Consider the following 22,023-nt stretch of genomic DNA (forward strand, 5'->3'; position numbering starts at 1 on the left):
GGCCTTAGGGTCGTGGCGTTTTTGTTTGTGCTGGTGAGTCAGTTGCGCACCCAGCGCTGACGGCTCCAGCCACTCAACGCATCGACGGCGAACACCAGTATCAGCATCGCCAGAATCACGCTGCTGGCCTGCGCTTCCTGAAACAGGCTGAGGCTGACGTAAAGCATCTGGCCCAGCCCGCCCGCGCCGACAAAACCCAGCACGCTGGCCATACGAATGTTGTTTTCCCAGCGGTACAGGGTGTAAGCCAGCAACTGCGGCCAGAGGTTGGGCAGCGTGCCGTAGCCGAAGGCCTGCCAGGCGCTGCCACCTTGCAGACGAATCGCAGCGGCGGGCTCCGGCGAGGTGTTTTCCAACGCTTCTGCAAACAGCCGACCGAGCACGCCGGTGGTGTGCAACGCCAACGCCAGCGTGCCCGCGTTGGGGCCAAGCCCTGCTGCCAGCACCATCAGCACGGCCCAGACCAGCTCCGGGATGGCGCGCAGCGCATTGAGCAGCAAGCGACTCAGGCTGCGCAGCGGCCAGCCCAGACGCCCGGCAGCGGGCAAGGCGAGCAGCAAGCCGGCGACGGCTGCCAGCAATGTACCCAGGGCCGACATGGCCAGCGTTTCCAGCGCGCCTTTGCCGATGGCCTGCACGTGATCGCGGCTCAGGTCGGGGCTGATGAAGCGCAATGCATAACGGCCCATCTGCGTCAGGTTGTCGTGACTGCCAAGCGTGAACAGGTCCAGGTCGAGGTACACAAACGATCCGGTCACCGCCGCCACAATCGCCAGCAACAGCACCACGTTGCCTGTGCGCCTCATGTGAACCGCCTGCGCAACAAGCGACTGAGCTGATCGGCGAGCAGTACCAGCAACAAGAAGGTCAGCAGCATGCTCGCCACCTCATCGCCTGCGAACATGCGCATCGACAAGTCGATCTGCTGGCCCAGACCGCCCGCGCCGACGAAGCCCATCACCACCGAGGCCCGCACTGCGCACTCCCAGCGATACACCGTGTAAGACGTTAGCTCTGCCGCCGCGTTGGGCACAATGCCGTAAGCCAGCGCGGCCAGCCGCCCGCTGCCTGCCTGGAGCAAGGCGTGAGCCGGGCGCTGGTCCACTGACTCATATATCTCGGCATAGACCTTGCCGAGCATGCCTGCATAAGTGATGGCGATGGCCAGTACGCCCGCTGTAGGGCCGAGACCGACCGCGCGCACGAACAGCAGCGCCCAGACGATTTCCGGCACGCTGCGCAGGAAGATCAACACCCCGCGCACCGGCCAGCGCAGGCATTGGCCGAGCCAGCCCGGCCGCCCGCCACGCGAGGCCGCCGACAAAGACAGTGCCTTGCTGGCGAGCAGGCTTGCCGGTATGGCCAGCAGCAGGGCAAGGGCGATACCGGCAGTCGCGATCGCAAGGGTTTGCAGGGTGGCTTGCAGCAGCAGACCGAGGAACTCTGTGGAGTGCGCCACAGGCCAGAACCCGGCAAGGAAGTTGCCCATCGTCCGGGCGTTGTCGGCTTGCAGCAGCACAAACGGATTCAGCTCGGCCAGGCGAATGCCTGGCCAGAGCAGTGCGATAGCCAGCAGCGCCAGCAACAGGCGCGGCACTGCTGCCGGGTCACGCCGGTCACGACTCAACATCGCGGCGCCCATACCGTTTCTGCAACCTCGCAAACCTGCTGCGGGCTCAGTTGTTCATTGGCGTAAAGCGTGTCGAGGTGTTGCCGTTCGACCTCGCCGGCCGGGAGATCAAAGTGGATACGACCGTCGCGCACCCCGATGATGCGCGGAAAGTGCGCCAGCGCCAGTTCCACTGCGTGCAGGCTCGCGACCAGCGTCACGTTGTGTTCGATGGCGTGCTGACACAATAACGCCAGGGTGTGATCGGCCAGACGTGGGTCCATCGCCGAAACCGGTTCATCGGCCAGTAACAACTCAGGGGCCTGATACAACGCGCGGGCGATGCCGACGCGCTGCAACTGGCCACCGGACAACTGCTGGCAACGCTCGAACAGTTTGTCGGCCAGGTCCAGGCGCGCCAGCACCGCGCGTGCGCCGGGCACGTCCAGCGGGTGCAACAGGTTCAGCAGGCTTTTGCCCAGCCCCCATTGCCCCAGCTTGCCCGCCGACACAGCAGTCACCACACGCTGACGCGCAGGTAACGGCGGCGCTTGATGAATCAGGGCGATGCGGCTGCGCAATTGCTGGCGTTGCCGGCTGGACAGCTGCCACGGATTGACGCCCAGCACTTCCAGCTGCCCGGCGCTGGGCGGCAGCGCGCTGGCCAGCAGGTTGAGCAAGGTGGTCTTGCCCGCACCGGACGGGCCGATGATTGCGACCCGCTCGCCGCGCTCAATGCTCAGGTCCAGCCCGCGCAACGCCAGCGTGCCATTGCTGTGGCGCAGGTCGATGGCGGACAGGCGCAGGGTCATTTCAGCAGGTCGGCAGCGCGTGCGGCTTCTTCGATACCCTTATAGTTCTCGGGTTTGGTTTCAATGAAGCGGCTGGCAGCCTGCAGATCGAGAATCGCCTTCTGCTCAGGGTTGGCCGGGTCAAGGTCAAGGAAGGCCTGCTTGATCTTCGTCGCCAGCGCCGGGTCAAGGCTGCCGCGCACGGTCCAGTTGTAGTCAAAATAGGTCGGCGTGGTCGCGAACACGTGCACCTTGCTGGTATCGACCTTGCCGCTGGCGACCAGTTTGTCCCACACGCTGGCATTGAGCACGCCGGCATCGACCTTGCCCGCCTGAACCCAGGCCGCCGTCGCATCATGGGCGCCGGAATAGGCAACGCGGCTGAAGAAGGTCTCCGGCTTGATGTTTTCCTTGAGCATGAAATAGCGCGGCATCAGGCTGCCGGAAGTGGACGACACCGAGCCGAAGGCAAACGTCTTGCCTTTCAAATCAGCCACAGCCTTCACGGCCGGATCGGAGGTGATGAATTTGCTGGTGAATTTGGCGTCCTGCTCGCGCTGTACCAGAGGCATGGCATTTCCGGTCTTGAGGTTGACCTGAACAAAGGTGAAGCCGCCCAGCCAGGCCATGTCGAGGCGGTCGGTGGCCAGTGCTTCGACCACGGCCGGGTAATCCGCTACCGGCACGAACTCGACTTTCATGCCCAGGCGTTGCTCCAGATAAGCCCCCAGCGGCTTGAACTTGCGCAGCAGTTCGGTGGGCGCCTCGTCGGGGATGGCCGAGACGCGCAAGGTATCGGCCGCATGGCTGGTCAGCGCGGAGAAGGACAGGGCAAGGCCGGCGGCGAGCGCCAGGGTACGCTTGAGCATGGAAGTTTCTCCGGGTCGAGAGCAGGAAGACAAGTAAGGCAGCGCGTGCATCAATGGACAGCCAGCGCCGCGCAGAGTTGGGTAGCCGTGCGCGGGGATTATAAGAGGCATGGCGAGAAAGGCCAGTTCAGCGCTTCACTGTCGGCTGACACGCCCGGCGGGCGCTGCGGTTTGCGCTGATACGCGAACAGCCCCTAGACTCCGCAGCCTGTTCCCCGGTTACCGAGAGTGTCGCGATGAATGAGCCAATCCGCCTGACCCAGTACAGTCACGGAGCAGGGTGTGGCTGCAAGATTTCCCCCAAGGTATTGGACGTGATCCTTGCCGGCAGCGGCGCGCAGAACCTGGACCCGAAACTCTGGGTCGGCAATACCTCGCGTGACGATGCAGCGGTTTACGCGCTGGACGACGAGCGCGGCGTGGTCTCGACCACCGACTTCTTCATGCCCATCGTCGATGATCCGTTCGACTTCGGCCGCATCGCAGCGACCAATGCGATCAGCGACATCTATGCGATGGGCGGCGATCCGCTGATGGCCATCGCCATTCTCGGCTGGCCGGTCAATGTGCTGCCGCCCGAAGTGGCTCGCGAAGTGATCCGTGGCGGTCGTGCCGTGTGCGACGCTGCCGGTATCCCATTGGCGGGCGGCCATTCCATCGATGCGCCGGAGCCGATATTCGGCCTGGCCGTCACTGGCGTGGTGCAGAAAAAACACATGAAACGCAACGACACCGCGCAGGCCGGCTGCGTGCTGTACCTGACCAAACCATTGGGCATCGGCATTCTGACCACCGCTGAAAAGAAGGCCAGACTGCGTGAAGAAGACATGGGCCTGGCGCGGGACTGGATGTGCACACTGAACACGCCGGGCAGCCGTTTCGGCAAACTGGCCGGCGTGGCGGCGATGACCGATGTCACCGGTTTTGGTCTGCTCGGGCATCTGGTGGAAATGGCTGACGGCGCGGGCCTGACCGCTCGTCTGGATTATGCCGCTGTGCCGCGTCTGCCGGGTGTCGAGCATTACATCGCGGAGGGCTGCGTGCCGGGCGGCACGTTGCGCAACTTCGAAAGCTATGGCGACAAGATTGCCGCGCTGAGCGATGCCCAGCGCGACCTGTTGTGCGATCCGCAAACCAGCGGCGGCTTGCTGGTCGCGGTCAGCCCTGAAGGTGAAGCGGAGTTTCTGGCGGTGGCGGCCGAACTGGGCCTGCAACTTAACCCGATCGGCACCTTGCTCGAGCGACAGACCCACGCCGTCGAGGTGTTCTGATGGCCGACAACAGCAGCGACTACCGGGCACTGTTCCTCAATGACGTGCCGATGATGGACGCTCGCGCCCCGGTGGAGTTTTCCAAGGGCGCATTTCCAGGCGTGATCAACCTGCCGCTGATGAACGACATCGAGCGGCAGAAGGTCGGCACCTGCTACAAGCAACATGGCCAGGACGCGGCCATTCAGCTCGGGCATCAACTGGTCTGCGGGCAGGTCAAGGATGAGCGGGTCGAGGCGTGGGTCGAGTTCGCCCGAGCCAACCCGAATGGCTACCTGTACTGCTTTCGCGGTGGCCTGCGCTCACAGACTGTGCAGCGCTGGCTGAAAGATGCAGGGGTTGATTACCCGCGCATCCTCGGCGGTTACAAGGCGATGCGCACGTTTTTGCTCGATACCCTGCATGAAGCCGTGACCGAGTGCGATCTGGTGGTGCTAGGTGGCATGACCGGCACCGGCAAAACCGAAGTGCTGACGCAATTGCCCAACGGCCTGGACCTGGAAGGCGTCGCCAATCATCGCGGCTCCAGCTTCGGCAAGCGCGCCACCGGGCAACCGGCGCAGATCGACTTCGAGAACCGCCTGGCCATCAACCTGCTCAAGAAGCGCGCCGCCGGTATCGAACAGTTCGTTGTGGAAGACGAAAGCCGTCTGGTCGGCAGTTGCAACGTGCCGCTGGAATTGCACCAGGCCATGCAAGGCTGTCCGGTGGTCTGGCTGGAAGACAGCTTCGAGCACCGCGTCGAGCGTATTCTGGCCGATTACGTGGTCAACCTCTGCGCAGAGTTCATCAGCGTCAAGGGCGAAGAACTCGGCTTCGGGCTGTTTGCCGATCGCCTGCTGCAGAGCCTGAACAACATTCACAAACGCCTGGGCGGCGAGCGTCACCAGCGTTTGCTGGCGCTCATGCAGACTGCGCTGGAAGAGCAACAGCGCAGCGGCGCGGTTGAGCTGCATCGGGGCTGGATCGAAGGCTTGCTCGGCGAATACTACGACCCGATGTACGCTTATCAGCGCGAACATAAAGCCGCGCGAATCGAGTTCGCGGGCAACCAGTTTGAAGTGTCGGGCTATTTAAGCGAGCGTTCATCGCGGCGCTAGTCTGATGGTTTTTTAGCTGGCGGACAGGGATGCCATGAGCGCAGTCTTCGATTTCTACCAAACCCTCGGCTGGGGCCTTTCGGCGCTGGTGATCGGCACCTTTTTGCTGGCAGGCACGGTCAAGGGGGTTATCGGCCTTGGCCTGCCCACGGTGGCGATGGGCTTGCTGGGGCTGGTCATGCTGCCGCCGCAGGCTGCGGCCTTGCTGATTATCCCCTCGGCGCTCACCAACGTCTGGCAACTGGCTACTGGCGGGAGCCTGCGACCCTTGCTCAAACGCCTGTGGCCAATGCTGAGCATGATTTTCATCGGCACCTGCGCCGGTGCGTTCTGGCTGGGCATGAGTGGCAGCCATTCGATGACGCGGGCATTGGGCGCGGCGCTGCTGCTTTATGCGTTGAGTGGCCTGTTCCTGCCGACGTTGAAGGTCGCGGAGGCTGCCGAGCGCTGGCTGGGGCCGTTGGGTGGTTTTGTGACTGGCGTTATCGCGTCGGCCACCGGGGTATTCGTGATTCCCGTGGTGCCTTATCTGCAAGCGCTGGGGCTTGAGCGTAACGAGTTGGTGCAGGCGCTGGGGCTGTCTTTCACCGTCTCGACTGCGGCGCTGGCGGTTGGCTTGTCATGGAATGGTGCGCTGGGCGGCACCGAGCTGGGCGCGTCGCTGCTGGCACTGGCTCCGGCGCTGTTGGGCATGCTGCTGGGCCAATGGCTGCGGCAACGCATCAGCGCGGTGCTGTTCAAGCGGGTGTTCTTTATCGGGATGGGGCTGCTGGGGCTGCATCTGCTGATAAAAGGCTGATCACGAGCGCGACAAAGACAGATCAACAACACGCCAGCCCGTCGCTGGACGGGCTGTTGACTGCGCTGGCTGTCAGTGCGTACGGGCGACGGCGAACTCGCTGAGTTCGATCAGGGCATCGCGGTATTCGCTGGGCGGCAAGGCGTCCAGGCAGGCAATGGCGCGCGCAGCGTAGTCGCGGGCCAGTTGTGCGGTGTAATCAAGCGCACCGGCACTTTCCACGGCATTACGGATGCTTTCCAGATCTTCCAGGCCACCTTTCTGGATTGCCTGCCGAACCAGTGCGGCCTGTTCCGGGCTGCCTTCGCGCATGGTGTAGATCAGCGGCAGGGTCGGCTTGCCTTCGGCCAGATCGTCACCGACGTTCTTGCCCAGGGTCTCGGCATCGCCGCGGTAGTCGAGCAGGTCATCGACCAGCTGGAAGGCCACACCCAGATGGTCACCGAACGTGCGCAGGGCTTCGGTCTGCGCTTCGGAGGCCTTGCACAGGGCTGCGGCGCTGTGGGTCGAGGCCTCGAACAGCATGGCTGTCTTGCCGCGAATCACTTCCATGTAGGTTTCTTCGGTGGTGCTGGCGTCGCGGATCTTGGACAACTGCAGCACTTCGCCTTCGGCAATGATGCGGGTCGCCTTGGACAGGATCTTCATGACTTCCATCGAGCCCAGTTCAACCATCATTTCGAACGAGCGCGAATAAAGGAAGTCACCCACCAATACGCTGGGCGCGTTGCCCCACAGGGCGTTGGCAGTGGAGCGGCCGCGACGCATGCCCGACATGTCGACAACGTCGTCATGCAGCAGGGTGGCGGTGTGCAGGAATTCGATGGTGGCGGCCAGCAGGCGGATGTCGTCGCCTTCACGGCCTAGAGCCTTGCCACACAGCAGCACCAGCAGCGGGCGCAGGCGCTTGCCACCTGCCGACGTAATGTAATCACCGATCTTGGAGACCAGCGGTACACGCGACGTCAGTTGCTTTTTGATGATAAGGTCAACGGCACTAAAGTCGTCCGCCACCGCGCGGTAGAAGGCTTGGGGTTGCATCAGCGACACGTGCTCCGGATAGGTTGCGCCGCATGCTAGGTCGCGGGGTAGAGCGTGTCAAGGTATGACGAGCGGCCTCTTGCAACACACCAATCCCTTGCGTACAATCGCGCACCCTAACTTTCCTGGGCAGCACCTGCCTTACGCAATGCAAACGGGCCGTTCCAGCCCCATGCAGCCATGCCAGCCAATACTCTTCTTATAAAGAGCTGGGTGAGCAGGATTTTCGGAGAAATACCATGTACGCAGTAATTGTTACCGGTGGCAAGCAGTACAAAGTCGCCCCAGGTGAATACCTGAAAATTGAAAAACTGGAAATCGCTACTGGCGAATCCGTCACTTTCGACCGCGTTCTGCTGGTTGGCAATGGCGACGACGTCAACATCGGTGCTCCAGTTGTTGCTGGCGCTACCGTTGTAGCTGAAGTGATCTCGCAAGGTCGCCACGACAAGGTTCGTATCATCAAGTTCCGTCGTCGTAAGCACCACATGAAGCGCATGGGCCACCGCCAGTGGTACACCGAGATCAAAATTACAGGTATTCAGGCTTAATTCAGCCTAATCCTCAACTGGAGAATTGACTCATGGCTCACAAAAAAGCTGGTGGTAGTACCCGTAACGGGCGCGACTCAGAAGCCAAACGCCTTGGCGTGAAGATGTATGGCGGCCAGGCTATCATCCCTGGCAACATCATCGTGCGTCAGCGCGGCACCCAATTCCACGCTGGCTACGGCGTTGGCATGGGTAAAGATCACACCCTGTTCGCGAAAGTGGAAGGCGTGATCAAGTTTCAAGTCAAGGGCGCCTTCGGTCGTCGCTACGTGAGCATCGTTCCGAAGACTGAAGTCTCCGCAGCGTAATCACGCAGTTGCTTAAAAGCCCTGTCTTGCGACGGGGCTTTTTTGTTTGTAGAGGTAGAGAGGCAGGTGAGTCTCTTGCAAAACTGTTTGTGCGGGCTGTTGTGATGTTGACCCTTGGGGTCGCTGGTTTCTGATCGGTATCGCAACGCTCATTTTTGCAAGAGTCTTATGTAATTTATGTGGTTCTGCTCGTCCCTGTGGCGGGAGGCGTGCGTTATGAAATTTGTAGATGAAGTTTCCATTCGAGTAAAAGCCGGTGACGGCGGCAACGGTTGCATGAGCTTCCGTCGCGAAAAATTCATTGAAAACGGTGGTCCAAACGGCGGCGACGGTGGCGATGGCGGTTCGGTCTTTATGATCGCCGACGTCAACCTGAACACGTTGGTCGACTACCGCTACACCCGACACTTCGATGCCGAGCGCGGCGCCAATGGCGGCAGCGCCGATTGCACCGGTCGTAAAGGTGAAGAGTTGGTGCTGCGTGTGCCGGTGGGCACCACCATCATTGACGCCACCACCCAGGAAATCATCGGTGACCTGACCAAAGACGGTCAGCGCCTGATGGTTGCACAAGGCGGCTGGCACGGTCTGGGTAACACCCGATTCAAATCCAGTACCAACCGTGCGCCACGTCAGACCAGCCCGGGCAAGCCAGGTGATCAGCGTGATCTCAAGCTTGAGCTGAAAGTGCTGGCCGACGTTGGCCTGCTGGGCTTGCCGAATGCCGGCAAGAGCACGTTCATTCGTTCGGTATCGGCTGCCAAGCCGAAAGTTGCCGATTATCCGTTCACCACGCTGGTGCCAAACCTGGGCGTGGTCAGTGTCGATCGCTGGAAGAGCTTTGTCGTCGCCGACATTCCGGGCTTGATCGAAGGTGCATCCGACGGTGCCGGTCTGGGGATTCGCTTCCTCAAGCACTTGGCGCGTACCCGTCTGCTGCTGCACCTGGTCGATATGGCGCCTCTGGATGAAACCAGTGCCCCGGACGCTGCAGAAGTGATCGTCAGCGAGCTGGAAAAATTCAGCCCGTCGCTGGCAGAGCGTGATCGCTGGCTGGTGCTGAACAAGTGCGACCAGATCCTTGAAGAGGAGCAGGAAGCCCGCAAGCAGGAGATCGTTGATCGCCTGGGATGGACCGGCCCTGTCTACGTGATCTCTGCCATTGCCAAAGAAGGCACCGAGCAGCTGACTCGCGACATCATGCGTTACCTCGAAGAGCGCAGCCTGCGCATCGCCGAAGAGCCTGGTTACGCCGAAGAGCTGGCCGAGCTCGATCAGCGCATCGAAGACGAAGCGCGCGCGCAGTTGCAGGCCCTGGACGATCAGCGTGCCCTGCGTCGCAGTGGCGTGAAGAGCGTGCATGACATCGGTGAAGATGACTGGGACGAAGAAGATGTGGATGATGAAGACGGTCCGGAAATCATTTACGTCCGCGACTGATCGCTTGAAGTAAACTTGAACGCCGCTACGATTGTTAGCGGCGTTTTTGTATCTTGAATTTGAAAACTCTCTGGCTAAGGTTGGAAGAAGATGCGCAGCAAAGTGACGGGCGCCCAGCGCTGGGTTGTGAAGATTGGCAGTGCCTTGCTGACCGCGGATGGCAAGGGCCTGGATCGCAACGCCATGGGTGTGTGGGTAGAGCAGATGGTGGCGCTGCATGAAGCAGGCGTCGAGCTGGTGCTGGTTTCTTCCGGGGCTGTTGCTGCCGGTATGAGTCGCCTTGGCTGGACGGCGCGACCCAGTGCAATGCACGAGCTTCAGGCTGCCGCTGCAATCGGTCAGATGGGGCTGGTGCAGGCGTGGGAGTCGAGTTTTGCCGAGCATGGCCGGCATACCGCGCAGATCCTGCTGACCCACGACGACCTGTCGGACCGCAAACGCTACCTGAATGCCCGTAGCACCCTGCGTACGCTGGTCGAGCTTGGGGTGGTGCCGGTCATCAACGAAAACGACACAGTGGTCACCGACGAGATCCGTTTTGGCGACAACGACACACTGGCGGCGCTGGTTGCCAACCTGGTCGAGGCCGATCTGCTGGTCATCCTGACTGATCGTGATGGCATGTTCGACGCTGATCCGCGCAACAACCCTGATGCGCAGCTGATTTACGAAGCGCGTGCCGATGATCCGGCGCTGGATGCGGTAGCGGGCGGTACGGGCGGTGCGCTGGGGCGTGGCGGCATGCAGACCAAATTGCGTGCTGCGCGCCTGGCTGCGCGTTCCGGTGCGCATACCGTGATCGTCGGCGGGCGCATCGAGCGCGTGCTGGCGCGGCTCAAGGGGGGCGAACGGCTGGGAACATTGCTGTCGCCCGAGCGCGAAATGCTCGCGGCGCGCAAGCAATGGCTGGCTGGCCACTTGCAGACCCGCGGTACGCTGGTGCTGGACGACGGCGCGGTTTCGGCGCTGGCCAGCGATCACAAAAGCCTGCTGCCGGTTGGCGTCAAGCTGGTGCAGGGCAGCTTCCGTCGCGGCGAGATGGTGGTGTGTGTCGCGCCTGACGGTCGGGAGATCGCTCGCGGGTTGAGTAACTACAGTGCCATCGAGGCGCAGAAGATCATTGGTCACTCATCCGAGGCCATCGTGCGCGAGCTGGGCTATATGGCCGAGCCGGAGCTGATTCATCGGGATAATCTGATTCTTGTCTGATTACGGTCGTTAAAAGGAAGATTCAATGCGCGCTATCAACGGATTTCTGGCTGCTTTGCTTTTTGTGCCGGCCCTGGTCTCGGCAGAAGAGATTGGTCAGGTGTCGACCGTGTTCAAAATGGTGGGGCCTAACGACCGCATTGTGGTCGAGGCGTTTGATGACCCCAAGGTGGACGGCGTGACCTGCTACTTGTCGCGTGCCAAGACTGGCGGCGTGAGGGGTGGCCTGGGGCTGGCTGAAGACCGCGCCGAGGCGTCCATCGCCTGCCGTCAGGTAGGGCCTATCCGCTTCAAGGAAACACTCAAGGATGGCGACGAGGTATTCAAGGAGCGTACATCGCTGGTCTTCAAGACCATGCAGGTGGTGCGTTTCTTCGACAAGAAGCGCAATGCGCTGGTGTACCTGGTCTACAGCGACCGTGTCATCGAAGGCAGCCCGCAAAACGCCGTCACCGCGATCCCGATCCTGCCATGGGTAACCGCGCCCGCACCTTGATGTGTCTCACGGCCGGACGCAGAGCGTCCAGAACGGCATGCCGATGCGGAGCGTCGCACGATAGTTAAAATTATCGTTACCTGCACTCCAGCGTGGGACTGCCTGTCGTGACGCTCTGCGTCACACGTTTTCGTCGCGCCACGCTACTTTCCCGCAGGCAATAAAAAACCGACCCTGAGGTCGGTTTTTTAACAAGCGGATCGCTTAGGCTGCAGCAGCAAGGCTCAGAGCCTTGATGTGACCGTTCAGACGACCTTTATGGCGAGCAGCCTTGTTCTTGTGGATGATGCCTTTATCGGCCATACGGTCGATAACAGGCACTGCCAGAACATAAGCGGCTTGCGCTTTTTCTGCGTCTTTTGCGTCGATGGCTTTAACTACATTCTTGATGTAGGTACGAACCATGGAACGCAGGCTGGCGTTGTGGCTGCGACGCTTCTCAGCCTGTTTTGCACGTTTTTTGGCGGAAGGTGTGTTGGCCACCGTCGAGCTCCTCGAAAGACTTTGTGAAATAGCAAACAAAATAGGCCGCGAATCATGCCGATGAGTTGAAGTCTTGTCAAGGGCAGTTAAGGTGTTCCGCTGAGTGGTTGCTACATTTGACCGGATGATTTATTTCCGGCCTGTGACCTGTAAACTCGCGGCCTTTGCTTCGGGCGTTTTTGCGGCGCGAAGTATCGCATAAATGGCTGGCTTTATCGCCCATCCTTTGCCAAGGCGCACAACTCTTTCAATGAATCTACTCAAATCACTCGCCGCCGTAAGCTCTATCACCATGGTTTCCCGGGTTTTGGGCTTCGTGCGCGACACCATCATTGCCCGCACTTTCGGCGCCGGAATGGCCACGGATGCGTTCTTCATCGCCTTCAAACTGCCCAATCTGCTGCGTCGCATCTTCGCGGAAGGGGCTTTTTCGCAAGCCTTCGTGCCGATTCTGGCCGAATACAAGAGCCAGCAGGGCGAGGAGGCGACCCGCACGTTTGTCGCCTATGTCACCGGGCTGCTGACCCTGGCGCTGGCAGTGGTGACGCTGCTGGGGGTGATCTTTGCGCCCTGGGTGATCTGGGCCACGGCGCCAGGCTTTGCCGACACGCCGGAAAAATTCGCCCTGACCTCGGACCTGCTGCGGGTGACCTTTCCTTATATATTGCTGATTTCCCTGTCCTCGATGGCCGGCGCGATCCTCAATACCTGGAATCGTTTCTCGGTGCCTGCGTTCGTGCCAACCCTGCTCAACGTCAGCATGATTTTCTTCGCGCTGTTCCTCACCCCGTACTTTGCCCCGCCGGTCATGGCGCTGGGCTGGGCGGTGCTGGTCGGTGGCTTGCTGCAATTGCTTTATCAACTGCCGCACCTGAAAAAAATCGGCATGCTGGTGCTGCCGCGTCTGAATTTGCGCGATACCGGCGTCTGGCGGGTCATGAAGCAGATGCTGCCCGCGATTCTGGGCGTCTCCGTCAGTCAGATTTCTCTGATCATCAACACGATATTCGCCTCGTTCCTCGTCGCCGGTTCCGTGTCGTGGATGTACTACGCTGACCGACTGATGGAACTGCCGTCCGGTGTCCTGGGCGTCGCGCTGGGGACGATTCTGCTGCCGATCCTGTCAAAGACCTACGCGCAGCGCGACCGTCAGGAATACTCGCGGATTCTCGACTGGGGCCTGCGTCTGTGTTTTGTGCTGGTGCTGCCCTGCACGCTGGCGCTGGGCCTGCTCGCTGAACCGTTGACCGTTTCGCTGTTTCAATACGGCCAGTTCAATGCGCTGGACGCGGCCATGACCCAGCGTGCGCTGGTCGCCTATTCGGTCGGTTTGCTGGGTATCATCCTGATCAAAGTGCTGGCCCCAGGCTTTTATGCCCAACAAAATATCCGTACCCCGGTGAAAATCGCGATTTTCACCCTCATAGTGACTCAGTTGCTCAACCTGGCGTTTATCGTGCCTTTGCAGCATGCCGGTCTGGCGCTGGCCATCAGCGTGGGGGCGTGCATCAATGCGGGGCTGCTGTTCTGGCAATTGCGCAGACAGGATCTGTTTCAGCCGCAACCGGGCTGGACGAAATTTCTGTTCAAGCTGATCGTTGCTGTCGCGGTCATGTCTGCTGTGCTGCTGGGGCTCATGCATGTCATGCCGGCCTGGGACGAAGGTCATATGCTGGAGCGTTTTCTGCGTCTGGGTGCGCTGGTCGCGGCGGGGGTGGTGACGTATTTCGCCATGCTTCTGATGCTGGGCTTTCGCCTGAGGGATTTCGCCCGCAAGGCCATTATGTAGGCCGCTTCCTGCGGGTTGATCGTCGTTTTTTTTCGTTGCAGGCCGAGAACCTTCATCCGCTCTTGGTGTGTTGCCTGTCGTCCACGGCCGTGTGTGGTTATAATCGGCCACTTTATGAGCAAGAAGTGCGTTATGCAGCTGGTTAGAGGCCTTCACAACCTGCGCCCCGAGCATCGGGGCTGCGTCGCCACGATTGGCAATTTCGACGGTGTTCACCGCGGCCACCAGGCGATCCTGGCGCGTTTGCGTGAGCGTGCCGTCGAATTGGGTGTGCCCAGCTGCGCGGTGATCTTCGAGCCGCAGCCGCGTGAGTTCTTCGCGCCGCAAACGGCTCCGGCACGTCTGGCGCGTTTGCGCGACAAGCTTGAACTGCTGGGTGCCGAGGGCGTGGACCGGGTATTGTGTCTGTCCTTCAACCAGCGCCTGAGCAAACTCAGTGCGGCAAGCTTCGTCGAGACCGTGCTGATCGACGGTCTGGGCGTGCAGCACCTTGAAGTAGGCGACGATTTTCGTTTTGGCTACGACCGGGTCGGTGATTTTGATTTTCTGCAGCAGGCCGGCACGACGTATGGTTTTACCGTAGAAGCGGCGCAGACCGTTGAAATCGATGGCCTGCGCGTCAGCAGCACCAAGGTGCGTAAAGCCCTGGCTGCGGCGGACTTTGCCCTTGCCGAGCGCATGCTCGGTCGCCCGTTCCAGATAACCGGACGGGTATTGCATGGCCAGAAGCTGGCGCGTCAGTTGGGTACGCCCACCGCCAACGTGCAACTCAAGCGTCGTCGTGTACCGTTGAGCGGGGTTTATCTGGTCAGCATGGACATCGACGGCAAGCCTTGGCCAGGCGTCGCCAACATCGGTGTGCGTCCGACGGTGGCGGGTGATGGCAGCGCGCACCTCGAAGTGCATCTTCTGGATTTTGCCGGCGATCTTTACGGTCGGCGTTTAACGGTGGCTTTCCACCACAAGCTGCGTGATGAGCAGCGTTTCGCCTCACTGGAGGCGCTCAAGACGGCGATCAATGCGGACGTCGCCGCCGCCCGTGCCCATTGGCATGGCTAACCGCTAAACAAGAGCCTGAAATGACTGATTATAAAGCCACGCTAAACCTTCCGGACACCGCCTTCCCTATGAAGGCCGGCCTGCCCCAGCGCGAGCCGCAAACTCTGCAGCGCTGGGACAGCATTGGCCTGTACCAGAAGCTGCGCGAGATTGGCAAGGATCGTCCCAAGTTCGTCCTGCACGACGGTCCTCCGTACGCCAACGGCACTATTCACATCGGTCATGCGGTCAACAAGATTCTCAAGGACATGATCCTGCGTTCCAAGACCCTGGCGGGCTTCGATGCCCCCTATGTGCCGGGTTGGGACTGTCATGGTCTGCCGATCGAGCACAAGGTCGAAGTGACCCACGGCAAGAACCTCTCCGCAGACCGGACGCGTGAGCTGTGCCGCGCCTATGCGGCCGAGCAGATCGAAGGCCAGAAGTCCGAGTTCATCCGTCTGGGTGTGCTGGGCGACTGGAGCAATCCGTACCTGACCATGAACTTCGCCAACGAAGCCGGAGAAATCCGCGCGTTGGCCGAGATGGTCAAGGGCGGTTTCGTCTTCAAGGGTCTGAAGCCGGTCAACTGGTGCTTCGATTGCGGTTCGGCATTGGCTGAAGCTGAAGTCGAATACCAGGACAAGAAGTCCTCGACCATCGATGTGGCGTTCCCGATTGCCGACGAGGCGAAGCTGGCCGCAGCCTTCGGTCTGCCGTCACTGGGCAAGCCTGCGTCCATCGTCATCTGGACCACCACGCCGTGGACCATTCCGGCCAACCAGGCGCTGAACGTCCATCCCGAGTTCGAATACTCGCTGGTCGATGTAGGCGACAAACTGCTGGTGCTGGCGTCCGAGCTGGTTGAAAGCTGTCTGGCCCGTTACAAGCTGGAAGGCACGGTCGTTGCGACCACCACCGGTCAGGCGCTGGAACTGATCAATTTCCGCCATCCGTTCTACGATCGTCTGTCGCCGATCTACCTGGCCGAATACGTTGAACTGAGTGCCGGCACCGGTATTGTTCACTGCTCGCCTGCCTATGGCGTGGACGACTTCACAATCTGCAAACAATACGGCCTGAGCAACGACGACATCATCAGCCCGGTGCAGAGCAACGGCGTGTATGTCGAATCGCTGGAGTTCTTCGGTGGCCAGTTCATCTTCAAGGCCAACCAGAACATCATCGACAAGCTGGTCGAAGTCGGCAGCCTGATGGACACCGAAACCATCAGCCACAGCTACATGCATTGCTGGCGCCATAAGTCGCCCTTGATCTACCGCGCCACCGCGCAGTGGTTCGTCGGCATGGACAAGCAGCCTGAAAGCGGCGAAACCCTGCGCAAGCGCGCGGTCAAGGCCATCGAAGACACCGAGTTCGTACCGGCCTGGGGCCAGGCGCGCCTGCATTCGATGATCGCTAACCGTCCTGACTGGTGCATCTCGCGTCAACGCAACTGGGGCGTGCCGATTCCGTTCTTCCTGCACAAGGAGAGCGGCGACCTGCACCCGCGTACCGTCGAACTGATGGAAGAAGTGGCCCTGCGCGTCGAGAAAGAAGGCATCGAAGCCTGGTTCAAGCTGGACGCCAGCGAATTGTTGGGTGACGAGGCCGCCAAGTACGACAAGATCTCCGACACACTGGACGTCTGGTTCGACTCGGGCACCACGCACTGGCACGTACTGCGCGGCTCACACCCGATGGGCCACGAAACCGGCCCGCGTGCCGATCTGTACCTGGAAGGTTCTGACCAGCACCGCGGCTGGTTCCATTCGTCGCTGCTGACCGGTTGCATGCTGGACGATCACGCGCCGTACCGCGAACTGCTGACCCACGGGTTTGTGGTCGACGAGAACGGCCGCAAGATGTCCAAGTCGCTGAACAACGTGGTTGCGCCACAAAAGGTCAACGACTCACTGGGTGCGGACATCATGCGCCTGTGGGTATCGGCGACTGACTATTCGGGCGAAATGGCGGTGTCCGATCAGATCCTGCAGCGCAGCGCCGATGCCTATCGTCGTATCCGCAACACTGCACGCTTCCTGCTCTCCAACCTGTCGGGCTTCAACCCGGCGACCGACATCCTGCCCGCCGAAGAAATGCTCGCGCTGGACCGTTGGGCCGTGGATCGCACGCTGCTGCTGCAACGCGAGCTGCAAGAGCATTACGGCGAATACCGTTTCTGGAACGTGTACTCGAAGATCCACAACTTCTGCGTGCAGGAGCTGGGTGGTTTCTATCTGGACATCATCAAGGATCGTCAATACACCACGGCTGCCGACAGCACTGCGCGTCGCTCCTGCCAGACGGCGCTGTTCCACATCTCCGAAGCGCTGGTGCGCTGGATCGCGCCGATCCTGGCGTTTACCGCCGACGAGCTGTGGCAGTTCCTGCCGGGCGAGCGCAACGAGTCGGTAATGCTCAACACCTGGTACGAAGGCCTGACCGAACTGCCTGCCGACTTTGAAATGGACCGCGCCTACTGGGAGCGGATCATGGCGGTTAAGACCTCGGTCAACAAGGAAATGGAAAACCTGCGCGCTGCCAAGGCAATCGGCGGCAACCTGCAGGCCGAAGTGACCTTGTACGCTGAAGACTCGCTGGTTGCTGACCTGTCGAAACTGAGCAACGAGCTGCGTTTCGTGCTGATCACCTCCACCGCCAGCGTTGCACCGTTCGTGTCGGCTCCGGCGGATGCCGTGGTCACCGAGGTTGCGGGCCTCAAGCTGAAAGTGGTCAAGTCCGGCCACGCCAAGTGTGCCCGTTGCTGGCATCACCGCGAGGATGTGGGGGTGAACCCTGAGCACCCGGAAATCTGCGGTCGTTGCATAGACAACATCAGCGGTGCGGGCGAGGTGCGTCATTATGCCTGACGCCACTTTGTCTAATACCTCGCTCGGCCGCCTGGCCTGGCTGTGGTTGACCGTACTGATTGTGGCTGTAGATCAGGTCAGCAAGTACTACTTCGAGAACGCGCTGAGCCTTTATCAGCAGATCATTGTGATCCCGGACTACTTCAGCTGGACACTGGCCTACAACACGGGCGCCGCCTTCAGTTTTCTGGCGGACGGTGCCGGTTGGCAGCGCTGGCTGTTTGCCCTGATCGCGGTCGTGGTCAGTGCGGTGCTGGTGGTCTGGCTCAAGCGTCTGGGTCGCGATGATACCTGGCTGGCCATTGCGCTGGCGCTGGTACTGGGCGGCGCGCTGGGCAACCTGTATGACCGCGTGGTGTTAGGGCATGTGATCGACTTCATTCTGGTGCATTGGCAAAACCGCTGGTATTTCCCGGCGTTCAACGTCGCGGACAGCGCAATCACCGTCGGCGCAATCATGTTGGCGCTGGACATGTTCAAGAGCAAGAAAACCGGAGAAACCGTCAATGACTGAACAGTCGTCGACTCAGGGCTCGTCTGACGAGCTGCGTATCGGTCAGAACACGCAGGTCACCTTGCACTTCGCCCTGCGCCTGGAAAACGGTGACACCGTCGACAGCACCTTTGAAAAGGCCCCGGCCACGTTCAAGGTCGGCGACGGTAACCTGTTGCCCGGTTTTGAAATGGCGATTTTCGGCTTCAAAGCCGGCGATCGAAAGACCGTAGAGATTCTGCCGGAAAACGCCTTTGGTCAGCCCAACCCACAAAACGTACAGATCATGCCACGCTCGCAGTTCGTGGGCATGGAACTGTCCGAAGGGTTGCTGGTGATCTTCAATGACGCGGCCAACACCGAGTTGCCCGGCGTGGTGAAAGCATTCGATGACGAGCAGGTCACCATCGACTTCAATCACCCGCTGGCAGGCAAGACACTGAGCTTTGAAGTGGAGATCTTCGAAGTGAAGGCAATCCTGGCTTCCTGACCGGCGCCATCAAGCCTGGTTTCGGCCGGGCTGCTCCGCACGTAACTCTGTACGCAATTCTGCACGCAACCATGAGGCACAGCATGCAAATCAAACTCGCCAACCCCCGCGGCTTTTGTGCCGGAGTGGACCGCGCGATCGAAATCGTCAATCGTGCTCTGGAAGTGTTTGGTCCGCCGATTTATGTGCGCCATGAAGTTGTTCACAACAAATTTGTCGTCGAAGACCTGCGCTCTCGTGGCGCGATCTTTGTTGAAGAGCTTGAACAGGTGCCGGACGACGTCATCGTCATCTTCAGTGCCCACGGTGTTTCCCAGGCCGTGCGCACCGAAGCTGCCGGTCGTGGCCTGAAAGTCTTCGATGCCACCTGTCCGCTGGTGACCAAGGTGCACATCGAAGTCGCCCGCTACAGCCGCGATGGTCGCGAGTGCATCCTGATCGGCCACGCCGGTCACCCGGAAGTCGAAGGCACCATGGGCCAGTACGACGCCGTCAATGGCGGGGCGATCTATCTGGTCGAAGATGAAGCGGACGTTGCCAGCCTTGAGGTGCGTAATCCCGAGTCGCTGGCGTTCGTGACCCAGACCACCTTGTCGATGGACGACACCAGTCGGGTGATCGACGCGTTGCGCAAGCGCTTCCCGGCCATCGGCGGGCCACGCAAGGACGACATCTGCTACGCCACGCAAAACCGCCAGGACGCGGTCAAGCAATTGGCCGACGAGTGCGACGTGGTGTTGGTGGTGGGCAGCCCGAACAGCTCCAACTCCAACCGCCTGCGCGAGCTGGCCGAGCGCATGGCCACCCCGGCCTATCTGATTGATGGCGCCGAAGACATGCAGAAGGGCTGGTTCGATGGCGTCGAGCGTATCGGCATCACCGCTGGCGCATCGGCCCCGGAAGTGCTGGTGCGCGGCGTGATCCAGCAATTGCAGGCCTGGGGCGCAACCGGCGCGGATGAGTTGGCTGGCCGCGAAGAGAACATCACGTTCTCCATGCCTAAAGAGCTGCGGGTCAAGTCGCTGCTCTAGGGCTGCCTATCTGCACAACGCAACGTCACGCTTGGTGTCCTCAATCCTGACCCGTCCAGTCGGCGCCACTATCACGCGATAGTGGCTGGCCGGCTGGTCGTCGAGACACACATGCAGCGTGCCATTGGTTCTGTTTCGCAGGTTGCCCAAGCCATTGAAGCTCAGTCGCTCCGTCACTTTACGGTTGCCGACCACCCGAGGCGTGCCGCCATTGGCGCGCTCTACCAGCAACGTATCTTTTTCGTCGGGGCCTTTGCCGTCCAGGTCGAGTATGATCCGCCAGCCGTTGCTCCAGTCCTCTTCAATGGCGTGAATCGTCACAATCTGATTGCGCGTAATAGCGGCGACTCTTGCCGAACGAATACCGCTGGCCAGTTCCTGAGCGGCGACGAGCCCCCGATTGGAGTCGATCAGTTGCTTGAAAGAAGGTGTTGCGACGTTGGCCAGAATGGCCACCAGTGCAACGACGATCAATAATTCGATCAGTGTGAACCCTGCATGCTTCATGTGCGTTCCTCCCTGGAAACCGCCGTTACAGAACCTTGCGGGCGTTCGTCGTCGCAAAACAACCGTACGTCCCGCTATGGATTTTCCAGCGGCATTGCTGCCTTATAGTCGTAACGTCTAGGAGACACTCAATGCGTCATATAGCCAAGGGATTCAGCCTCATCGAATTGTTAGTCACTGTGTCCCTGGTGGGCATCCTTGCGGCTATCGCTATTCCGAGCTTTACCAGCTCCATTCAAAGCAACAAGGCCGACACCGAACTCAGTGATTTGCAGCGCGCGCTCAACTATGCGCGACTTGAGGCGATAAACAGGGGAGTAACGGTGCGCATTGCGCCGACCAGCGGCACGGCGTGGACGGGCGAATTGCAGGTTTATCTGGCTTCCGACACCAAGGCGACGCCCACAGCCCTTCGTAAAGTCGCGGCCATGAGCAGCGGCGGTACGCTGGTGGCAACCAACAGTGTGGCGGCAATTGATTTCAACAACCTGGGCGGGCTTATCAACCCGGCCGCGGCGGTAGTGATGACCTATACCCGAGGCACGATTGTCAGAACCATGAATATTTGCCTGACCGGCAGAATCGTCCTCAATGGGGGCTGCTGATGCCCTGTCACGCTCGACATCGCCAAGCCGGCATGACCCTGATCGAGGTGCTGGTTTCGGTCCTGATCCTGGCGATCGGCCTGCTGGGCGCTGCCGCCATCCAGCTTAACGCCCTCAAGTACACCGACAGTTCCGCCATGACCAGCCAGGCCAGCTTCATCGCCTACGACATGATGGACCGCATTCGCGCCAATGTTGATGGCAACGCCAGCGCCAATGGTTCGACCAACGTGCTGGCGACTTATGCACTGGCGAACCTGGCTGGTGCCCCGGCTGCCAACCCGAATGATGCGCGGGCGCAGGATCTGTACGATTTCAAAACCAATATCGTTAATTTTGCAGGCGCGAGCGGCACAGGCAGCATTGTTGTCAACACTGCTCCGATAGTGACCATCACTATTGGCTGGAGCGACACGCGAGCTGCGGGTGCAAGCAATCAGGCCACGGGCAGCACGACCGTTAGCCCGACGACCCAGAGCTTCACCCTGACGTCCCGCATCGGGGTCAACCCATGAGAAAGCTTTCCAGAGGCTTCGGGCTGGTCGAAATCATGGTGGCGCTGGTGCTTGGGCTGGTGGTCAGCCTGGGCATCATCCAGATATTCACCGCTTCCAGAGCCACTTATCAGAGCCAGAACGCAGCTGCCCGGATGCAGGAAGACGCCCGGTTCATCTTGAGCAAACTGATTCAGGAAATCAGGATGACGGGTATGTATGGTTGCCTGAGTTTCAGCAATTACACGCCTGTATCACCGGCTATCCCTTGGCCGGTCGCACTGGATACTCCGATTCTTTGGGATAATCCGAACAAGACACTCACTCTTGTGACCACTGATGTGGGCACAACGGGGAGTCCCCCGACCTGGACCATTGTTTCGGACTGTCAAAACACTACAAATCTCTACGCCAACAGTCGGGCACCTGCTGCGGGGGAGACCGCTTTTCCGCTGCGGCAGCTGGTTTACAAGCTTACCGGAACAAACTTGACCATTCAGTTCGGTACGGGCGGCGATGTACAGCCGTTATTGCAGAACGTCGCGGATTTTTCTGTTTCCTTCGGGATGGCAGGGAATCCGATGTCCTATACCTCGGCTGTGACCAAGGCTAATGCCGGTGACATACGTAGCGTGCGGATCAGTCTGACACTGCAGGATGGGCAGAATGGTCTGGTCAAGAGTCAGCAGTACAACGTCGTTGCTTATCTGCGTAATCGCTTTTGAACGGGCCGGGC

At 60.4% G+C, this 22,023-nt stretch carries 24 protein-coding genes; 17 read left to right on the forward strand and 7 right to left on the reverse strand.

Going from position 1 to position 22,023, the window contains the following annotated elements; genetic code table 11:
• Positions 1 to 38 precede the first annotated feature (38 nt).
• From phnE to PSPTO_RS04190, 4 genes are read right to left on the reverse strand one after another with little or no spacing between them, the layout of a single operon-like run.
• On the reverse strand, positions 39 to 806 hold the full coding sequence (gene phnE / locus PSPTO_RS04175; protein WP_005769243.1) for a phosphonate ABC transporter, permease protein PhnE: 768 nt from the start codon (positions 804 to 806) through the stop codon (positions 39 to 41).
• Positions 803 to 1,630 carry a PhnE/PtxC family ABC transporter permease gene (locus tag PSPTO_RS04180; RefSeq protein ID WP_011103283.1) on the reverse strand — a complete coding sequence of 276 codons (828 nt, stop codon included), beginning with the start codon at positions 1,628 to 1,630 and terminating at the stop codon, positions 803 to 805. Before PSPTO_RS04180 ends, phnE begins: the two co-directional genes overlap by 4 nt.
• A complete protein-coding gene (locus PSPTO_RS04185) occupies positions 1,624 to 2,421 on the reverse strand; it encodes a phosphonate ABC transporter ATP-binding protein (protein WP_011103284.1) in 798 nt (265 codons plus the stop codon). The genes PSPTO_RS04180 and PSPTO_RS04185 overlap by 7 nt, the downstream gene beginning before the upstream one ends.
• Complete coding sequence (locus tag PSPTO_RS04190) at positions 2,418 to 3,269, reverse strand: putative selenate ABC transporter substrate-binding protein (RefSeq protein WP_011103285.1); 852 nt, start codon at positions 3,267 to 3,269, stop codon at positions 2,418 to 2,420. Before PSPTO_RS04190 ends, PSPTO_RS04185 begins: the two co-directional genes overlap by 4 nt.
• A 236-nt stretch (positions 3,270 to 3,505) precedes the next feature.
• On the opposite strand from PSPTO_RS04190, the gene selD reads away from it, so the two are divergent.
• The 3 genes from selD to PSPTO_RS04205 are packed head-to-tail and all read left to right on the forward strand — an operon-like array spanning position 3,506 to position 6,439.
• Positions 3,506 to 4,540 carry a selenide, water dikinase SelD gene (gene selD, locus PSPTO_RS04195; protein ID WP_011103287.1) on the forward strand — a complete coding sequence of 345 codons (1,035 nt, stop codon included), beginning with the start codon at positions 3,506 to 3,508 and terminating at the stop codon, positions 4,538 to 4,540.
• Positions 4,540 to 5,640, forward strand: a complete 1,101-nt coding sequence (gene mnmH / locus PSPTO_RS04200; protein ID WP_011103288.1) for a tRNA 2-selenouridine(34) synthase MnmH — start codon at positions 4,540 to 4,542, stop codon at positions 5,638 to 5,640. Before selD ends, mnmH begins: the two co-directional genes overlap by 1 nt.
• Before the next feature lie 34 nt (positions 5,641 to 5,674).
• Positions 5,675 to 6,439 carry a sulfite exporter TauE/SafE family protein gene (locus tag PSPTO_RS04205; protein ID WP_011103289.1) on the forward strand — a complete coding sequence of 255 codons (765 nt, stop codon included), beginning with the start codon at positions 5,675 to 5,677 and terminating at the stop codon, positions 6,437 to 6,439.
• 72 nt (positions 6,440 to 6,511) lie between these two features.
• On the opposite strand, the gene PSPTO_RS04210 is transcribed toward PSPTO_RS04205, so the two are convergent.
• Positions 6,512 to 7,480, reverse strand: coding sequence for a polyprenyl synthetase family protein (locus PSPTO_RS04210; RefSeq protein ID WP_003381308.1), 969 nt, complete (start codon positions 7,478 to 7,480; stop codon positions 6,512 to 6,514).
• Positions 7,481 to 7,719: 239 nt separating this feature from the next.
• Between PSPTO_RS04210 and rplU the strand changes: the two genes are divergently transcribed.
• The 5 genes from rplU to PSPTO_RS04235 all read left to right on the forward strand — a co-directional run bounded on the left by rplU (position 7,720) and on the right by PSPTO_RS04235 (position 11,484).
• Positions 7,720 to 8,031 (forward strand): 50S ribosomal protein L21, encoded by a 312-nt coding sequence (rplU, locus tag PSPTO_RS04215; protein WP_003381306.1) that lies wholly within the window; start codon positions 7,720 to 7,722, stop codon positions 8,029 to 8,031.
• 32 nt (positions 8,032 to 8,063) lie between these two features.
• Entirely contained in the window at positions 8,064 to 8,339 is a 276-nt protein-coding gene (gene rpmA, locus PSPTO_RS04220) for a 50S ribosomal protein L27 (RefSeq protein WP_002551972.1), read from the forward strand.
• Between the two features lie 216 nt (positions 8,340 to 8,555).
• Positions 8,556 to 9,779: an Obg family GTPase CgtA gene (gene cgtA, locus PSPTO_RS04225; RefSeq protein WP_005769256.1), complete on the forward strand. Its 1,224-nt coding sequence runs from the start codon at positions 8,556 to 8,558 to the stop codon at positions 9,777 to 9,779.
• Positions 9,780 to 9,869: 90 nt separating this feature from the next.
• A complete protein-coding gene (proB, locus tag PSPTO_RS04230; protein ID WP_003381304.1) occupies positions 9,870 to 10,988 on the forward strand; it encodes a glutamate 5-kinase in 1,119 nt (372 codons plus the stop codon).
• A gap of 25 nt (positions 10,989 to 11,013) precedes the next feature.
• On the forward strand, positions 11,014 to 11,484 hold the full coding sequence (locus PSPTO_RS04235) for a CreA family protein (protein WP_005769257.1): 471 nt from the start codon (positions 11,014 to 11,016) through the stop codon (positions 11,482 to 11,484).
• A 204-nt stretch (positions 11,485 to 11,688) separates the two neighbouring features.
• Here PSPTO_RS04235 and rpsT read toward each other — a convergent pair whose 3' ends face one another.
• On the reverse strand, positions 11,689 to 11,967 hold the full coding sequence (rpsT, locus tag PSPTO_RS04245) for a 30S ribosomal protein S20 (RefSeq protein WP_003344603.1): 279 nt from the start codon (positions 11,965 to 11,967) through the stop codon (positions 11,689 to 11,691).
• Between the two features lie 250 nt (positions 11,968 to 12,217).
• Between rpsT and murJ the strand changes: the two genes are divergently transcribed.
• The 6 genes from murJ to ispH all read left to right on the forward strand — a co-directional run bounded on the left by murJ (position 12,218) and on the right by ispH (position 19,681).
• Entirely contained in the window at positions 12,218 to 13,756 is a 1,539-nt protein-coding gene (murJ, locus tag PSPTO_RS04250; RefSeq protein WP_005769258.1) for a murein biosynthesis integral membrane protein MurJ, read from the forward strand.
• Between the two features lie 132 nt (positions 13,757 to 13,888).
• Positions 13,889 to 14,815 (forward strand): bifunctional riboflavin kinase/FAD synthetase, encoded by a 927-nt coding sequence (gene ribF / locus PSPTO_RS04255; RefSeq protein WP_005769259.1) that lies wholly within the window; start codon positions 13,889 to 13,891, stop codon positions 14,813 to 14,815.
• Between the two features lie 20 nt (positions 14,816 to 14,835).
• Positions 14,836 to 17,667, forward strand: a complete 2,832-nt coding sequence (gene ileS / locus PSPTO_RS04260; RefSeq protein WP_011103291.1) for an isoleucine--tRNA ligase — start codon at positions 14,836 to 14,838, stop codon at positions 17,665 to 17,667.
• Positions 17,660 to 18,181 carry a signal peptidase II gene (gene lspA / locus PSPTO_RS04265; protein WP_005769261.1) on the forward strand — a complete coding sequence of 174 codons (522 nt, stop codon included), beginning with the start codon at positions 17,660 to 17,662 and terminating at the stop codon, positions 18,179 to 18,181. The genes ileS and lspA overlap by 8 nt, the downstream gene beginning before the upstream one ends.
• Positions 18,174 to 18,650: an FKBP-type peptidyl-prolyl cis-trans isomerase gene (locus tag PSPTO_RS04270; RefSeq protein WP_003381292.1), complete on the forward strand. Its 477-nt coding sequence runs from the start codon at positions 18,174 to 18,176 to the stop codon at positions 18,648 to 18,650. Before lspA ends, PSPTO_RS04270 begins: the two co-directional genes overlap by 8 nt.
• Before the next feature lie 83 nt (positions 18,651 to 18,733).
• Positions 18,734 to 19,681 (forward strand): 4-hydroxy-3-methylbut-2-enyl diphosphate reductase, encoded by a 948-nt coding sequence (gene ispH / locus PSPTO_RS04275; protein WP_005769262.1) that lies wholly within the window; start codon positions 18,734 to 18,736, stop codon positions 19,679 to 19,681.
• A gap of 6 nt (positions 19,682 to 19,687) precedes the next feature.
• Here the strand turns inward: ispH and PSPTO_RS04280 are convergent, their stop codons facing one another.
• Positions 19,688 to 20,188, reverse strand: coding sequence for a GspH/FimT family pseudopilin (locus PSPTO_RS04280; RefSeq protein ID WP_005769263.1), 501 nt, complete (start codon positions 20,186 to 20,188; stop codon positions 19,688 to 19,690).
• A 131-nt stretch (positions 20,189 to 20,319) separates the two neighbouring features.
• On the opposite strand from PSPTO_RS04280, the gene PSPTO_RS04285 reads away from it, so the two are divergent.
• Genes PSPTO_RS04285 through PSPTO_RS04295 form a run of 3 tightly spaced genes read left to right on the forward strand, consistent with a single transcriptional unit; the run spans position 20,320 to position 22,012 of the window.
• Positions 20,320 to 20,793, forward strand: coding sequence for a GspH/FimT family pseudopilin (locus PSPTO_RS04285; RefSeq protein WP_007246769.1), 474 nt, complete (start codon positions 20,320 to 20,322; stop codon positions 20,791 to 20,793).
• On the forward strand, positions 20,793 to 21,308 hold the full coding sequence (gene pilV, locus PSPTO_RS04290; RefSeq protein ID WP_011103292.1) for a type IV pilus modification protein PilV: 516 nt from the start codon (positions 20,793 to 20,795) through the stop codon (positions 21,306 to 21,308). The genes PSPTO_RS04285 and pilV overlap by 1 nt, the downstream gene beginning before the upstream one ends.
• The gene (locus PSPTO_RS04295; protein WP_011103293.1) at positions 21,305 to 22,012 is read left to right on the forward strand and encodes a PilW family protein; all 708 of its coding nucleotides are present in this window, start codon (positions 21,305 to 21,307) and stop codon (positions 22,010 to 22,012) included. Before pilV ends, PSPTO_RS04295 begins: the two co-directional genes overlap by 4 nt.
• Positions 22,013 to 22,023: the final 11 nt, after the last annotated feature.

This window comes from Pseudomonas syringae pv. tomato str. DC3000 (assembly GCF_000007805.1).
Classification (GTDB): Bacteria; Pseudomonadota; Gammaproteobacteria; order Pseudomonadales; family Pseudomonadaceae; genus Aquipseudomonas; species Aquipseudomonas avellanae.